A 15,257-nucleotide genomic window follows, 5' to 3' on the forward strand; every position below is an offset into this window, starting at 1 on the left:
CGGTATCGTTGCTGACGGTCGACGGGCTCGTAGGGTTCCCCGGAATGCGAGGGATCTTCGAGTCGTACGATCCTCCAAAGCGCCGGACCCGAGAGTTGAGCCGCAGTGGCCGCAGTGTTTCCGCCCCTTTCCCGCCCCGCCCGACTCGTCGTGCTCGTCTCCGGTTCCGGTACGAACCTGCAGGCGCTGCTGGATGCCGGGGCGCACGTCGTCGCCGTGGGCGCGGACCGCTCCGGCATCGCGGGACTGGAGCGCGCGGAGCGGGCCGGGGTGCCGACGTTCGTGTGCCGGGTGAAGGACCACGGCGACCGCGAGGCGTGGGACGCGGCGCTGGCCGGGGCGGTCGCGGCGTACGAGCCCGACCTGGTCGTCTCGGCCGGTTTCATGAAGATCGTGGGCAAGGAGTTCCTGGCCCGGTTCGGCGGCCGTGTGGTCAACACCCATCCGGCGCTGCTGCCCAGTTTCCCGGGCGCGCACGGGGTGCGCGACGCCCTCGCGTACGGCGCGAAGGTCACCGGCTGCACCGTCCACTTCGTCGACGACGGCGTCGACACCGGCCCGATCATCGCCCAGGGCGTGGTCGAGGTCCGGGAGGACGACACGGAGGAAGCTCTCCACGAGCGCATCAAGGAAGTCGAGCGAAGGCTGCTCGTCGACGTCGTGGGGCGGTTGTCCCGCGACGGGTATCGCATTGAGGGACGAAAGGTTCTGTTGCCGTGAGTACCAAGCGGGAGATCCGGCGCGCGCTGGTCAGCGTCTACGACAAGACCGGTCTGGAGGAGCTGGCCCGCGGCCTGCACGAGGCGGGCGTCCAGCTGGTCTCCACCGGCTCGACGGCCGGGCGGATCGCCGCCGCCGGGGTGCCGGTGACGAAGGTGGAGGAGCTGACCGGTTTCCCCGAGTGCCTGGACGGCCGGGTGAAGACCCTGCACCCGAAGGTGCACGCGGGCATCCTCGCCGACCTGCGGCTGGAGGACCACCGCCGGCAGCTGGAGGAACTGGGCGTCGAGCCCTTCGACCTGGTCGTGGTCAACCTCTACCCGTTCCGTGAGACCGTCGCGTCCGGCGCCTCGGACGACGAGTGCGTCGAGCAGATCGACATCGGCGGCCCGTCGATGGTGCGCGCCGCCGCCAAGAACCACCCGTCCGTGGCGGTCGTGACCAGCCCCGAGCGGTACGCGGACGTGCTCGGCGCCGTGCGCGAGGGCGGTTTCGACCTCCCCACGCGCAAGCGCCTGGCCGCCGAGGCCTTCCAGCACACCGCCGCGTACGACGTCGCGGTCGCGAGCTGGTTCGCGGACTCCTACGCGCCGGCCGACGACAGCCCGTTCCCGGACTTCCTGGGCGCCACCTACGAGCGCAAGAACGTGCTGCGCTACGGCGAGAACCCGCACCAGGCCGCCGCCCTGTACACCGACGGCGGTCCGGGCCTCGCCAACGCCGAGCAGCTGCACGGCAAGGAGATGTCCTACAACAACTACGTCGACACCGAGGCCGCGCGCCGGGCGGCGTACGACCACGAAGAGCCCTGCGTCGCGATCATCAAGCACGCCAACCCCTGCGGCATCGCGGTGGGCGACGACGTCGCCGAGGCGCACCGCAAGGCGCACGCCTGCGACCCGCTGTCGGCGTTCGGCGGTGTCATCGCCGTCAACCGGCCGGTGAGCGCGGCCATGGCCGAGCAGGTCGCCGAGATCTTCACCGAGGTCATCGTGGCGCCGGACTTCGAGGAGGGCGCGGTCGAGGTCCTGGCCCGCAAGAAGAACATCCGCGTGCTGCGCTGCCCCGAGGCGCCCGTCGCGCAGACGGAGTTCCGCCCGGTCGAGGGCGGGCTGCTGCTGCAGGAGAAGGACCGTCTCCAGGCCACCGGAGACGACCCGGCCACCTGGACCCTGGCGACCGGAGAGCCGCTGGCCGAAGCGGAGCTGGCCGAGCTCGCCTTCGCGTGGCGGGCCTGCCGGGCCGTGAAGTCCAACGCCATCCTGCTGGCCAAGGACGGCGCGACGGTCGGCGTCGGCATGGGCCAGGTCAACCGGGTCGACTCCGCCAAACTCGCCGTCCAGCGGGCCGGCGAGGAGCGCGCGGCCGGCTCCTACGCGGCGTCCGACGCCTTCTTCCCGTTCCCCGACGGGCTGGAGGTGCTGACCGCCGCAGGGGTCAAGGCCGTGGTGCAGCCGGGCGGTTCGGTGCGCGACGAGGCCGTCGTCGAGGCGGCGCGCCAGGCGGGCGTGACCATGTACCTCACCGGGACGCGGCACTTCTTCCACTGACGCGGAACCCGTAGCCGTGCCGAAGGCCCCCGCACCAGCGGGGGCCTTCGGCACACCGCGGGCCGGGGCGGCCCGCCTCACGGCCTCAGTACTGCGGCCGCCCGAACCATGCCGCGGTCTCCGCCTTCGCGGCGAAGACGATCAGCAGGATGCTCGGCACCAGCGGTACGACGGCCAGGAACGCGCCCGTGACCAGGCTGCTCACGAGGCCGAGCGTGCTCATCGCGCCGATCACGATGGAGCCCGTGCGCGTCCCGCTGCCGCCGGTCCGGTACTTCGCCGCCACGCCGACCGCCACCAGGGCGAGCGCCAGCGCCAGCACCCCGGCGACCCACAGCAGGCCGCCGTACTTCGCGGCCAGCCCGGTGTCGTCGTCGACGTTCGCCAGCACGACGCCGACCAGCAGGACCAGCAGCCCGCTGAGGGTCCACATGCAGGCCAGCACATAGAGCATCGCGCGGGCCGTCCTCGCCGACGACGGCATCGGCTGCGGCCCGCCCGGCTGCCCGGCCCAGCCGTACGGCGGCTGGGGTTGCTGCGGCCCGCCCCAGTGCTGTTGCGGCTGCTGGGGGAAGCCGTACCAGGGCTGGGTCGGGTGCTGCTGGGGTTGGCCGTACGGCTGCCGCGGTGGCGTGGGCTGCGCGTTGTACGGATTGCCGGGGCCGGGCGGATGACTCACTTCTGATTCCTTCGCGCGGACGGGGCCTTGGGGTCGGCGTTGCTGCTGTGGCGATTGTTGTTGCCGAACGTCACCGGGGCGACTGGGTCTTGACGACCACGGAGCTGAGGATCTTGTCGGCGAAGGTCTGCTTCTTGTCGTCCCACAGCGGCCACAGGTAGCCGATGTAGCAGGCGGCGCCGTCCAGTCCGTGGCACAGTCGGCGCACGAAGGCCATGCCGAAGCCGAGCGGGCGGCCGTCGGCCTCGCGCAGCACGCTGATGCCGAGGGCCTTCTTGCCCGGCGTCTGGCCGGTCTTGCCCTCGCGGTAGCAGAGGAAGAGGCCGCCGACGAAGGACAGCAGCGCGCCGAGCCCGATCAGGGCGAGGGCGCCGCCCGGCATCTGCGGGCTGGGGCACACGTCGGTGTTGGCGGTGTCGCAGGCCTGCACCGCGTCCACGACCACGGCGACGAAGCGCCCGTACCCGATGCCGACCAGGATCATCGGGACCAGGCCCACGATCAGGAAGTCGAGCAGCGTCGCGCCGACCCGCGCCCCCCAGCTCGCGAACGGCGGCATGCCGGGCACCGGTCCGGCCGGGTAGCCGTGACCCCCGTAGCCGTACGGGCCCTGGGCCTGCTGCGGGACCGTGCCGTACGGGGGCTGCGGCTGCTGGGGGTAGCCGTAACCGGGCTGGGCCGGATGCTGCTGCGGGTACCCGTAGGGCTGCTGCGGCTGGGGCTGCTGCGGCGGAACGGGCTGCTGGCCGTACGGGTTTGCGGGACCGGGCGGGTAGCTCACGGTGACTTCTTTCACGCTGATGTGAGTGGGGACGGCCCACATCGTCCTGGGCGGTGTCATCCGCTGTCCAGCGTCCGGGGGGAGACCTGAGAAGATGGAGGTATGACCGCCCAGATTCTCGATGGCAAGGCCACTGCTGCCGCGATCAAGTCAGAACTCTCCGTACGCGTCCAGGCGCTCAAGGCCCGCGGGGTCACGCCGGGGCTCGGCACCCTGCTGGTCGGCGACGACCCGGGCAGCCGCTGGTACGTCGCGGGCAAGCACCGCGACTGCGCCGAGGTCGGCATCGCGTCCATCCAGCGGGAACTGCCGGAGACGGCAACCCAGGAGGACATCGAGGCGGTCGTGCGCGAGCTCAACGAGGACCCGCAGTGCACGGGTTACATCGTCCAGCTGCCGCTGCCCAAGGGCATCGACACCAACCGCGTCCTCGGTCTGATGGACCCCGCCAAGGACGCGGACGGACTGCACCCCACCAACCTGGGCCGGCTGGTCCTCAACGAGCGCGGCCCGCTGCCGTGCACGCCGAACGGCATCGTCGAACTCCTGCGCCGGCACGGCGTGGAGATCAACGGCGCGCACGTGGCCGTGGTCGGGCGCGGGGTGACGGTGGGCCGTTCGATCGGCCTGCTGCTGACCCGCAAGTCCGAGAACGCGACGGTCACCCTCTGCCACACGGGCACCCGGGACCTGGCCGCGCAGCTGCGGCAGGCCGACGTCATCGTCGCCGCCGCGGGTGTGCCGCACCTGGTCAAGCCCGAGGACGTGCGGCCGGGCGCCGCGGTGCTCGACGTCGGCGTGAGCCGGGACGAGAACGGGAAGATCGTCGGCGACGTCCACCCGGGCGTGGCCGAGGTCGCCGGCTGGATCTCCCCGAACCCGGGCGGCGTCGGCCCGATGACGCGGGCGATGCTGCTGGCGAACGTGGTCGAGGCGGCGGAGGGCCGCTTCTCATGACCGGCGGCCCGGGCCAGGGCAGGGGCACCGGCACCGAGGACGAGACCGCGGCGGCGGGCACCCCGGTGGCCGCGGCCGCCGCGAAGACCGCCGAGGCGGCACAGGAGCAGGAGCGGGACCAGGACCAGGCCGGCGTGAGCCGCCGCTTCCAGGCCGTCACGCGGGGCACCGCGCGGCCCGAGGGCGGCGGCCGTGCGGCGGCGGGCGACGCGCCCGCGCCCGCCCGTCAGTGGCCGATCCTGGGGGTCGGCGGGGCGGTGGCCCTGGGCCTGGTGCTGATCGCCGCCGACACCGTCCGGGCCGGCACGGTACTGATCGGCGCGGCGCTGCTCGCGGGCGCGCTGCTGCGCTGGGCGCTGCCCTCGGTCGGCATGCTGGCGGTGCGCAGCCGCTTCACGGACGTGATCACCTACGGCCTGCTGGGCGTCGTGATCGTGCTGCTGGCGCTGATGGCACAGCCGCATCCGGTGCTGGAGATCCCGTTCCTGGAGGACGTGGTCCGCTTCTCCGTGCGCTGAGCGCACCGCGCGAATGGGCCCCGCGACAGCACTGGGTGTCCCGTCCTCCCCCCGTCGGAGGACGGGACACCGTCGCGTAGGGTGCCCCCCTCTGGCTCCCCGGCGATGACGGTACGGGCAGGCCGCCCGCCGGGGCGTCCCGTTCTGGGTGGAGGTTTCCGCCCGGAGTACAACTTTCGCGGTACGGCGACGGGCTGACGCGGGTCCGGTCCGGCTCGCCTACGCTTCGCGCGTGCGGAACAAGGTGCTGGCGGACGTGGCGCTGGCGGTGGCTTTCACGGCGGCCAGCATGCTGCTGGGACACGAACAGCCACCGCCGGACTGGCATCGGCTGGACGCCGCGGGCTACGCGCTCACCGCGCTGGTCAACCTGCCCGTCGCGGCCCGGCGCCGCTTCCCGGTCGGCGTCAGCGTCTTCGTCTGCGTCGCCTGGGTGGTCTTCGTGGCGGCCGGCTACTGGCCGGTCGTCAACAGCCTGGCCCCGCTGATGGCGCTGTACACGGTGGCCACCGTGCGCCCGGCGCGCCTGGCGCTGGGCTGCGCGGCGCTCACCGGCGGGGTGTGGGTGTACGCGGGGCTGACGGCCGCGCAGAGTTCGATGGCCACCGTGGTCGCACAGGCACTGGTGTTCCCACTGGTCATGTGTCTGTTCGGGCACTCCGCGCGGGTGTCGGCGCAGCGTGCGGAGCGGCTCGGGGAGGTCACCGAGCGGCTGCGCGCGGAGCGGAAGGACGCGGCCAAGCAGGCGGTCGCGGAGGAACAGGCACGCATAGCCCGCGAATTGCACGACGTCGTCGCCCACCACATGTCCGTGATCTCGGTGCAGGCGGGCATGGCCTCGTACGTCTTCGCCAGCGAGCCCGAGAGCGCGCGCAAGGCCCTGGACACCATCTCCGACACCACGCGCGAGGCGCTGCAGGAGATGCGCCGCATGCTCAAGGTGCTGCGCGCCGGACCGGGGGAGCCCGAGGGGGGTGCGCCCTCCTACGACCCGATGCCCTCGGTGACCCGCATGGGCGAGATGATCGAGCGGGTGCGCGCCGCCGGACTGGCGGTGGAACTGCGCATCGAGGGATCGCCGCGCCCGGTCGCCCCGGGTGTGGGCCTGTGCGCCTACCGGGTGGTGCAGGAGGCGCTGACCAACGTCCTCAAGCACGCCCCCCACGCGCGGGCGCGCGTCCTGGTGGCGTACGAGCCCCACCAGCTGCGGGTCACCGTCACCGACGACGGCGGTGGGGCCGGGCCGCACGGATCACCAGGTCGTTCCGATCCGGACACAATCCCCCAGGGAGCCGGTCATGGCTTGATCGGCATGCGTGAGCGCGCCAGGCTCTACGGAGGGACGGTGGACATCGGCCCGCTCGGCGATGGTTTCGAGGTACGCCTCACGCTCCCCACATCGGCGCGCGGGGCCGCGCGGCGAGGGGATTCATTGGACGCATGACCACGGTGCTCGTCGTCGACGACCAGTTCCTGATCCGGGCCGGACTGGTGGGGCTGCTGCGCGCCGCCCCCGGGATCGAGGTGGTCGGGGAGGCCGGCGACGGCGAGGAGGCCGTGGAGCGGGCCGCCGAGACCGCGCCCGAGGTGATCCTGATGGACATCCGCATGCCCGGCATCAGCGGCGTCACCGCGACCGAGCGCATCCTGGCCGCGGCCGGCGAGCGGGCACCGCGCGTCCTCATCCTGACCACCTTCGACCTCGACGAGTACGTGTACACCGCGCTGCGCGCCGGGGCCTCCGGCTTCCTGCTCAAGGACGCGGGCCCGGAACGGCTGATCGCCGCCGTCCACGCCGTCGCCGGGGGCGACACCTTGTTCGCGCCGAGCGTCACCCGGCGGCTCATCGAGGCGTACGCGCCGGTGCGGCCGACTTCGGATCCCGGCCGTCCGCCCCCCGCCGAACTCGCGGCGCTGACCGCACGCGAGCTGGAGGTGCTGCGGATGATCGCCAAGGGGCTGTCCAACGCGGAGATCGCCGAGCGGCTCTTCATCAGCGAGGCGACCGTGAAGACCCATCTGAACCGCACCATGGCCAAGCTGGGGATCGGCAGCCGCGCCCAGGCGGTCGTGCTGGCGTACGAGACGGGACTCGTGACCCCGCGAAGAGGATGAGGATTCTCCGGATTTCAAGCGTCGAGCGTATGTGCGTCGCTACCGTGGGTTGACCGACGGAACCGGGGGGTGCGTGGTGGCGCGATGGGAACCATTGCCCGAGACACTTGACGCCGCCGCGCGCCGACTGGCCGTGCACCTGCGCAGGATGAAGGACCGCAGCGGGCTGAGCGTGCCCGCGCTGGCCGCGCGCACCGCTCAGAGCACCGAGGCGTGGGAGCAGTTCCTCAACGGTGTCCGGGTGCCGCCGCGCGACGCGGTCGAGGTGCTGGGCCAGTTGAGCGGCGCGGACTACGAACGGCTCGTCGCGCTGTGGGAGTTGGCCGACCGCGGGGTCAACGACACCATGACCGGCTTCAAGTACTCCGATCCGCTCGATCCGCTCGCCCCGGTCGAGGGCATGCCCCGGCACGCGGCCCGGCGGCGGCGCAGGGCGCTGCTGGTGGGTGCCGGGATGCTGGCCGGGGCGTTCGGGCTGCTGGTCGTCGCCGGGATCGCCACCGACGGGGCCCCACGCGCCCAGGCACCGCTGTCGGCGCACCCCACGGGGGCCGCGGCGGGCGGCGGCGCACCTTCCGCCACCGCTCCCGGGGCCGTGGCCACCACCCGCTCCGGGACGTCCTCGCCGGCCCGGGAGGGGACGCCGGCGCGGCCCGGTGCCCCGCGCACCGGGGCCGGGGCCGTCACCCCGGACGGCGGGACGCCCGCGGCGCCGGTCGACGACGTGAGCGAGCGCCCCGCGGGCGGCCACGCCCCGGCGACGGCCGGCACGGGCGGCACGGGTGACTCCGGCGATTCCGGTGATGCCGGCGGCACGGGCGGTTCCGGCGGCGGGCACGGCACGACGGCGCCGGGCGGCGGCGCGACCACGCCGCCGCAGGCCACCACGGCACCGCCCGCCCAGACCCCCGCGCCCTCCTCCGCCGCACCGAGCCCGAGTTCCGGCCACGGGTTGTGCCTGGGGCTGATCGTCCTCGGCATCTGCATCGGGTGACGGGGCGGGCCGCACCGCAGCACGACGCGCACTTCGGCAAGGCAAGCAGGGGGACCGCACCATGACCCGTTGGCGACCGCTGGCGGACGATCTCGACCCACGCGTCCGGGAGTTCACCGAGCATCTGCGGCGGCAGGTCGACCGCGGCGGCCTGAGCGCCGCCGCGCTCGCCGAGGCCACCGGGTACAGCAGAAGCTCCTGGGAACGGTATCTGTCCGCCCGGCTCCTGCCGCCCCGGTACGCCGTCGTCGCGCTGGCCCAGGTGACCGGCGCCGACCCGCGGCACCTCGTCACGCTGTGGGAGGTCGCCGAACGGGCCTGGAGCCGGGCCGAGGACCGGCACGACGTCACGATGGAGGCCGGACGGGTCGCCGAAGCACGGGCCGCGCTCGGCGAGTTCGGGCCCCCTCCGGGCAGTGCCCCGGCCCCGCGCCGGTCCCGGCGGGCCCTGGTGCTGTTCGCCGCGGGTGCGGTCGCCGTGGTGCTGGCGGTCGCCGGCGTGGGCCTGCTCGGCGGCGGGGGCGGCGGCACGGGCCGCGCGGCGGACGCGCGGGCGCCGCACCCCTCCCGCACGGCCCGCGCCGCCGAACTCCCCTCGGGGGTCAAGTGCACCGGGGCCACCTGCACCGGAGAGGACCCCGAGGGCATGGGCTGCGGTGGGGCGCACGCGCGGACGACGGCCTCGGCCTGGATCGGCGGCGCCTACGTCGAGACGCGGTACAGCGAGGTCTGCGCGGCCGCCTGGGCACGGATATCCGCCGCCGCCCTGGGCGACACCCTCACGGTCGGCCCCGCCGGGGCCAGCGGCCCCGCCCAGCGCACCCGCATCGGCCGGACCGCCGCCGCGTACACCCCCATGCTCGCCGCCCCCGCCCCGGCCGCCGTCCGCGCCTGCGCCACCCTGGCCTCGGGCCTCCACGGCTGCGCGACCCCGTTGGCCACTCCCTGACGCCCGCGTCGTGTTGGCCAGTGGTCGTACGGGTGCGTTACTCGACAGGGCGGTTCCTGGTGCCGTGGCGGGAACGGTCCACCGGGTCGCGGTGCCCGGCACGTCCCCAGGTGGTCCAGGGCAGGCGGACGGCTTCGATCTCGGGGTCCGTGAGCAGTGCCTCAATAAGCGGGCGCGGGCCGCAGACTTTGGTGCCCCAGAGGTCGTAGTCGGTGCAGACGACCCAAGAGCGGTCCGCGGCCCACAGGTTGGACGGGGTGTACAGGATGTCCGGGTTGTCGAAAAGGGGCTGGGCGTGGCCCAGGCGGCCGGAGCGGACATGCCCCTTTTCGAAGTCCTGCGTGATGATCGGGTTGTAGTACGCCAGGCAGTCGGTGTCTGCCCCCTGGGGGCTGTGCGCCGTGAGGAACCGGATCAGTTGGTTCCATGTCGGCCTGTCGAGGCTGCCCTCTGCGGGCCATTCGATGGAGCCGGGCTGGATCCCCGCCTCTTTTGCGGAGGGGAAGCAACGAAAGCAGGGGTACAGGCCCTGCGGTACGACCGGATCGCCGATGCGGGCGGCCAGTTCCGTCCAGCGCAGCCGCTCCCACCCCGGGCCTGGGTGCTCGGACCGGCTTTGGGCGTGGTTGGCCGAATCCCCCGCTGTTTCCCCGCGCTCGTACATGCCGCCGAGCACCCAGGCGGCGTCGGGCCGGCCGGGCGCCTCGTAGCCGGTGAGGCCGTCGTCCTGGGAGAGTTCGGCGAGCCAGTCGGTCCCGGAGGCGGGCGCGCGGGGCCACAGATCGAGGATGTCATCGGGCATCCGGCCAGGCTATGGGCCCGCGCGCGACCAGTGCCGGAGCCCGGTGACCCTCCCCGGTCACCGCCTCGGCGACGTGCCCCACGGAAGCGGCCTTGGCCGGGTGGGTCGTCGAGATGCGAATTCGGGCAGCCCAGTGCTCGGCCGAACCGGGGGCGGCCCCCCTGCCGCCTGTGCGGCGCCACGCCTGCCGCGGGCGTGTGGGGGTGCACGGCACCACCGGTCCCAGGGACGGTCAGCGAAGCGTCACCGAACCGGTCCGGGTCGGTTGTCCGCCGCGCGGACCCGGCGTGGTCGCGCCGGCCGGTCCGGCTGGGGTCGCTTCCGCTCGGTCCTGGGGCGTGCCGCACGGGGGTGGGTCGGGGCGCGGTGTCACGGCCCGGGCGGACGTGAGCGCGTCCGCAGGACCGCAAGTGTTCGCCGCCTCCCGCCCCCGCGTCCCGCGCGGAGCCGCTCCGGACGCCGGGGGCGCGGTGACCGGGGCCACACCCGGTGTGGCAGCCGCCGGGACGGCACGGGTATAGCCTGGCGTGGGTCTCTTGACGCCGAGAGATCCCCGTTCCGGGAGCAAGGGACGCTGCCGGGGCGGCATGGGATCCAGCAGCAGAAGGCCAGGAGAAGGCAATGACTCGCACTCCCGTCAACGTCACCGTAACCGGAGCGGCCGGACAGATCGGCTACGCGCTGCTGTTCCGCATCGCGTCGGGCCACCTGCTCGGCCCCGATGTCCCGGTGAAGCTGCGCCTCCTGGAGATCACCCCGGCGCTCAAGGCCGCCGAGGGCACCGCGATGGAGCTGGACGACTGCGCGTTCCCGCTGCTCCAGGGCATCGACATCAGTGACGACCCGAACGTCGCCTTCGACGGCGCCAACGTCGGCCTGCTGGTCGGCGCCCGCCCGCGCACCGCCGGCATGGAGCGCGGCGACCTGCTCGAGGCCAACGGCGGCATCTTCGGCCCGCAGGGCAAGGCCATCAACGCCCACGCCGCGGACGACATCCGCGTCCTGGTCGTCGGCAACCCGGCCAACACCAACGCGCTCATCGCGCAGTCCTCCGCCCCGGACGTCCCGGCCGACCGCTTCACCGCGATGACCCGCCTGGACCACAACCGCGCGATCTCGCAGCTGTCGAAGAAGACCGGCGTGCCGGTGAGCGAGATCCGCCGCCTCACCATCTGGGGCAACCACTCCGCCACCCAGTACCCGGACGTCTTCCACGCCGAGGTCGCCGGCAAGAACGCCGCCGAGACCGTCAACGACGAGAAGTGGCTGGCCGAGGAGTTCATCCCGACCGTCGCCAAGCGCGGTGCGGCCATCATCGAGGCCCGTGGCGCGTCCTCCGCCGCCTCGGCCGCCAACGCCGCGATCGACCACGTCTTCACCTGGACCAACGGCACCGCCGAGGGCGACTGGACGTCCGCGGGTGTCGTCTCCGACGGCTCCTACGGTGTGCCGGAGGGCCTGATCTCCTCCTTCCCCGTCACCGCGAAGGACGGCAAGTTCGAGATCGTCCAGGGCCTGGACATCAACGACTTCTCCCGCGCCCGCATCGACGCCTCCGTCAAGGAGCTCGAGGAGGAGCGCGACGCGGTCCGCGGCCTCGGCCTGATCTGACGCGTCCGCGACGGCCCGCTGCCGGACCCCTCCCGGGTCCGGCAGCGGGCCGTTGGCGTTCCCGGCGGTCAGCTCCGCTCGGCCAGCAGCGCGCACAGCGCGTCGAGCGCCCCGGCGAAGGCGTGCTCGGGCGGGGTGCCGTAGCCGACGACGAGCGCGTCGGTGTCCCGGCCGCCGAAGTCGTCCAGGCTCTGCAGCCCCAGGCCCCGGGCGCGGGCCGCGGCGACGACCTCCGCGGCGGGCGTGCCGGGCGGCAGCCGGAGCACCGCGTGCAGTCCCGCGGCGATGCCGGAGACCCGGACGGCGGGGGCGCGTTCGGCCAGTGCCGCGACGAGCCGGTCGCGCCGCCGGCGGTACTGCAGCCGCATCCGGCGGACATGGCGGTCGTACGCGCCGGAGACGATCAGTTCGGCCAGCGTCAACTGATCGAGGACGGGGGAGTGGTGGTCGGCCAGCCGCTTCTCGTCCAGGAGGGGTTCGACGAGGGCGGGCGGCAGTGCCAGCCAGGCCAGCCGCAGGCCGGGCGCCAGGCTCTTGCTGGCGGTGCCGGCGTAGACGACGTGCTCGGGGGCGAGGCCCTGCAGGGCGCCGACCGGCTGCCGGTCGTAGCGGAACTCCCCGTCGTAGTCGTCCTCGACGACCACCGCGCCGGTGGCACGGGCCCAGGCCACCGTGGCGGTGCGCCGCTCCGGTGACAGAGGACTGCCGTACGGGAACTGGTGGGCCGCGGTCAGCAGCGCGGCGTCCACGTCCTGGTCCAGCGCGTCGACCTGGGCGCCGTCGTCGTCGACCGGCAGCGGGACGGTCGTGAGCCGCGCCGACCGCAGGATCTCCACGGTGTGCGGGTAGCCGAGCGCCTCGACGGCGACGCGGCGCGCCCCGCCGGCCCGCAGCGTGCGGCCGAGCAGGCCGGCGGCCTGCACGAACCCCGAGCAGACCATCAGGAGTTCGGGCCGGGTACGGACCCCGCGCACCCGCCCGAGGTAGACCGCGAGCGCCTCGCGCAGTTCGGGCCGGCCGCGCGGGTCGGTGTAGCCGAAGGCCTCGTTGGGCGCGGCCGCCAGCGCCCTGCGGGCCGCCGCCCCCCACGCGGCGCGCGGGAAGGACGAGACGTCGGGGGAGCCGGGGCGCAGGTCGTAGGCGAACCGCTCCCGGTCGGGCAGGACCCCGGCCGTCTCGGCGAAGCGACCGCCCCCGGTTTCCGGGGCGGCGCCGCGCGGGGCGGCGGCCTGGAGGCGTCCGGGCCGGGTGGGCGGCCCGGACGGGCGCCGGCCGTCGGCGACGCGGGTGCCCGAGCCCTGGCGGGCGGTCAGCCAGCCCTCGGCGACGAGCTGCCCGTACGCCTCGGCGACGGTGTTGCGGGCGAGGCCGAGGTCCTTGGCCAGCACGCGCGAGGACGGCAGGCGGGTGCCCGGGGCGAGCCGCCCGATGCGCACGGCCTCCCGCAACGCCTGCTCCAGTCCGGCCCGCGCGCCGGTCCCCCCGACGAGGTCGAGATGGAGGTCGACTCCTGAATTGGCCCACTCGTTCACCCTTCAAGTGGACCACGGGACAGGGACACTGCGTCGGTAGTTTGGCTGACATGACGACGACCACGACTTCCGCAGACACCGCGTCCGGCCAGGGTCCGGACGAGCTCGTCCCGGCCCCCGCCCCCCGCATGGCGCTGGCCAAGGCCGCCCCCGACTTCTACAAGGCGATGATCGCCCTCGACACCGCGGCCGGCAACGGCCTCGACCCCGTGGTCGCCGAGCTGGTCAAGGCGCGCGCATCGCAGGTCAACGGCTGTGCCTACTGCGTCGACCAGCACATCGCCGACGCCCGCAGGCTGGGTGTGTCCGAGCAGAGGGTGCACGGCCTGACCGTGTGGCGGGAGACCCCGTTCTTCACCGCGCGCGAGCGGGCCGCCCTGGCCCTCGCCGAGGCGGTGACCCGCCTCGGCGAGCACGGTGTCCCGGACGACGTGTACGACGAGGCCGCCCGGCTCTTCGACGAGGACGAGCTGCCCCGCCTGATCGCCATGTGCATCACCATCAACGCCTGGAACCGCATCGGCATCACCACGCGGATGTCGCCGGCGCGGCGCCCCGAGGGGATCTGACCGCACCCCCCGGGGGCTCCGCCGTCAGGCGGACAGTACGGCCCGCAGCTGGTCCAGGCCCCAGTCCAGGTCCTCCTTGGAGATCACCAGCGGCGGCGCGAGCCGGATCGTGGAGCCGTGGGTGTCCTTGACCAGGACACCCCGCCCCAGCAGCCGCTCGGAGACCTCGCGGCCGCTGCCGTGCCCGGGGGCGATGTCCACCCCGGCCCACAGGCCGCGGCCGCGCACCGTCGTGACCGCGCCGCCGCCGGCCAGCAGGGCCAGCTCGTGGTGCAGATGGTCGCCGAGCTCGGTCGCCCGCTGCTGGTACTCACCCGTGCGGAGCATCGCGAGGACCTCCAGTGCCACGGCGCACGCGAGCGGGTTGCCGCCGAAGGTCGAGCCGTGCTCACCCGGGCGGTACACCCCCAGCACCTCCGCGGACGACACGACCGCCGAGACCGGCACGACGCCGCCGCCCAGGGCCTTGCCCAGGACGTACATGTCGGGGACGACGCCCTCGTGCTCGGAGGCGAACGTCCTGCCCGTACGGCCCAGTCCCGACTGGATCTCGTCGGCGATGAAGAGCACCCCGTGCTCGGAGGTCAGCCGCCGGACTCCCGCCCAGTAGCCCGCCGGCGGCACCAGCACCCCGGCCTCGCCCTGGATGGGCTCCATCAGCACGGCCACCGTGTTCGCGTCGATCGCCGCCTCCAGCGCCGCGAGGTCGCCGTACGGCACGATCTCGAAGCCCGGGGTGTACGGGCCGAAGTCGGCGCGGGCCTCGGGGTCGGTGGAGAAGCTGATGACGGTGGTCGTGCGGCCGTGGAAGTTGTCCGCGGCCACGATGATCTTCGCCTGGCCGTCCGGCACGCCCTTGACCCGGTAGCCCCACTTGCGGGCCGTCTTGACCGCGGTCTCCACGGCCTCCGCGCCGGTGTTCATCGGCAGCACCATCTCCATGCCGCACAGCTCGGCGAGTTCCGTGCAGAACCGGGCGAACCGGTCGTGGTGGAACGCCCGCGAGGTGAGCGTGACCCGGTCCAGCTGCGCCTTGGCCGCCTCGATCAGGCGGGAATTGCGGTGGCCGAAGTTGAGCGCCGAGTAGCCGGCGAGCATGTCGAGGTAGCGGCGGCCCTCGACGTCCGTCACCCATGCGCCGTCCGCGGAGGCGACGACGACGGGGAGCGGGTGGTAGTTGTGCGCGCTGTGCGCTTCCGTTGCGGCGATGTGCTCGGCGGCGGTCGACACGTGAGTGCTCCGTTCGTGGTACGTCGGGAGGTGTGGCGCTGGAGCCCGGTGGGGCTCCTTTCCATTGTTCCTGTCGTCTGGTCCTATCGTCGCTCGCCCGGGATGCGAAAAAACATCGCGGCGACGTCCCGACCCCGCGTTGCTACGCTGGCCGTGGGCCGTGACTGGCGCGCTGGGATGGGATCGACCATCGGGGAGCGGCCCGTGATCTGTGTGCCGTGCGCCTGGGCCATCCGGTATGCCGTGCCGC

Annotated in this window: 15 protein-coding genes and 1 riboswitch; of the genes, 10 read left to right on the forward strand and 5 right to left on the reverse strand. The window is 73.7% G+C overall.

All coding sequences use genetic code 11. From position 1 onward, the window contains the following. The first annotated feature begins 114 nt into the window (after nucleotides 1-114). Together purN and purH are read left to right on the forward strand one after the other, a co-directional pair. Complete coding sequence (gene purN / locus PV364_RS05795; protein WP_319658813.1) at nucleotides 115-720, forward strand: phosphoribosylglycinamide formyltransferase; 606 nt, start codon at nucleotides 115-117, stop codon at nucleotides 718-720. Then, on the forward strand, nucleotides 717-2,270 hold the full coding sequence (purH, locus tag PV364_RS05800) for a bifunctional phosphoribosylaminoimidazolecarboxamide formyltransferase/IMP cyclohydrolase (protein ID WP_319658579.1): 1,554 nt from the start codon (nucleotides 717-719) through the stop codon (nucleotides 2,268-2,270). The genes purN and purH overlap by 4 nt, the downstream gene beginning before the upstream one ends. A gap of 85 nt (nucleotides 2,271-2,355) precedes the next feature. On the opposite strand, the gene PV364_RS05805 is transcribed toward purH, so the two are convergent. Together PV364_RS05805 and PV364_RS05810 are read right to left on the reverse strand one after the other, a co-directional pair. Beyond that, on the reverse strand, nucleotides 2,356-2,949 hold the full coding sequence (locus PV364_RS05805; protein ID WP_319658580.1) for a hypothetical protein: 594 nt from the start codon (nucleotides 2,947-2,949) through the stop codon (nucleotides 2,356-2,358). Nucleotides 2,950-3,019: 70 nt separating this feature from the next. Continuing rightward, a complete protein-coding gene (locus tag PV364_RS05810) occupies nucleotides 3,020-3,730 on the reverse strand; it encodes an RDD family protein (protein ID WP_319658581.1) in 711 nt (236 codons plus the stop codon). Between the two features lie 102 nt (nucleotides 3,731-3,832). Here PV364_RS05810 and PV364_RS05815 point away from each other — a divergent pair, with 102 nt between their 5' ends. The 6 genes from PV364_RS05815 (at nucleotide 3,833) to PV364_RS05840 (ending at nucleotide 9,263) form a co-directional block, all read left to right on the forward strand. Next, on the forward strand, nucleotides 3,833-4,687 hold the full coding sequence (locus PV364_RS05815) for a bifunctional methylenetetrahydrofolate dehydrogenase/methenyltetrahydrofolate cyclohydrolase (protein ID WP_319658582.1): 855 nt from the start codon (nucleotides 3,833-3,835) through the stop codon (nucleotides 4,685-4,687). Then, nucleotides 4,684-5,205: a DUF3017 domain-containing protein gene (locus PV364_RS05820; RefSeq protein ID WP_415924527.1), complete on the forward strand. Its 522-nt coding sequence runs from the start codon at nucleotides 4,684-4,686 to the stop codon at nucleotides 5,203-5,205. The genes PV364_RS05815 and PV364_RS05820 overlap by 4 nt, the downstream gene beginning before the upstream one ends. Nucleotides 5,206-5,437: 232 nt before the next feature. After that, on the forward strand, nucleotides 5,438-6,649 hold the full coding sequence (locus PV364_RS05825) for a sensor histidine kinase (protein WP_319658584.1): 1,212 nt from the start codon (nucleotides 5,438-5,440) through the stop codon (nucleotides 6,647-6,649). Further along, nucleotides 6,646-7,320: a response regulator transcription factor gene (locus tag PV364_RS05830; RefSeq protein WP_319658586.1), complete on the forward strand. Its 675-nt coding sequence runs from the start codon at nucleotides 6,646-6,648 to the stop codon at nucleotides 7,318-7,320. Before PV364_RS05825 ends, PV364_RS05830 begins: the two co-directional genes overlap by 4 nt. A 94-nt stretch (nucleotides 7,321-7,414) precedes the next feature. Next, entirely contained in the window at nucleotides 7,415-8,314 is a 900-nt protein-coding gene (locus PV364_RS05835) for a helix-turn-helix domain-containing protein (RefSeq protein ID WP_319658587.1), read from the forward strand. Between the two features lie 61 nt (nucleotides 8,315-8,375). Further along, a complete protein-coding gene (locus PV364_RS05840; protein ID WP_319658588.1) occupies nucleotides 8,376-9,263 on the forward strand; it encodes a helix-turn-helix domain-containing protein in 888 nt (295 codons plus the stop codon). 37 nt (nucleotides 9,264-9,300) lie between these two features. Here the strand turns inward: PV364_RS05840 and PV364_RS05845 are convergent, their stop codons facing one another. Then, nucleotides 9,301-10,065: a hypothetical protein gene (locus PV364_RS05845; RefSeq protein ID WP_319658589.1), complete on the reverse strand. Its 765-nt coding sequence runs from the start codon at nucleotides 10,063-10,065 to the stop codon at nucleotides 9,301-9,303. Between the two features lie 621 nt (nucleotides 10,066-10,686). Here PV364_RS05845 and PV364_RS05850 point away from each other — a divergent pair. After that, a complete protein-coding gene (locus PV364_RS05850; protein WP_319658590.1) occupies nucleotides 10,687-11,676 on the forward strand; it encodes a malate dehydrogenase in 990 nt (329 codons plus the stop codon). Nucleotides 11,677-11,744: 68 nt separating this feature from the next. Here the strand turns inward: PV364_RS05850 and PV364_RS05855 are convergent, their stop codons facing one another. Beyond that, complete coding sequence (locus PV364_RS05855; protein ID WP_319658592.1) at nucleotides 11,745-13,208, reverse strand: PLP-dependent aminotransferase family protein; 1,464 nt, start codon at nucleotides 13,206-13,208, stop codon at nucleotides 11,745-11,747. A gap of 50 nt (nucleotides 13,209-13,258) precedes the next feature. On the opposite strand from PV364_RS05855, the gene PV364_RS05860 reads away from it, so the two are divergent. Then, nucleotides 13,259-13,777: a carboxymuconolactone decarboxylase family protein gene (locus tag PV364_RS05860; RefSeq protein WP_319658593.1), complete on the forward strand. Its 519-nt coding sequence runs from the start codon at nucleotides 13,259-13,261 to the stop codon at nucleotides 13,775-13,777. Between the two features lie 24 nt (nucleotides 13,778-13,801). Here the strand turns inward: PV364_RS05860 and rocD are convergent, their stop codons facing one another. Then, nucleotides 13,802-15,007: an ornithine--oxo-acid transaminase gene (gene rocD, locus PV364_RS05865; protein ID WP_319658594.1), complete on the reverse strand. Its 1,206-nt coding sequence runs from the start codon at nucleotides 15,005-15,007 to the stop codon at nucleotides 13,802-13,804. 150 nt (nucleotides 15,008-15,157) lie between these two features. Next, a riboswitch (ZMP/ZTP riboswitch) is annotated at nucleotides 15,158-15,244 on the forward strand. The last annotated feature ends 13 nt before the right edge of the window (nucleotides 15,245-15,257 follow it).

It is taken from the genome of Streptomyces sp. MI02-7b (assembly GCF_033793585.1).
Lineage (GTDB): Bacteria > Actinomycetota > Actinomycetes > Streptomycetales > Streptomycetaceae > Actinacidiphila.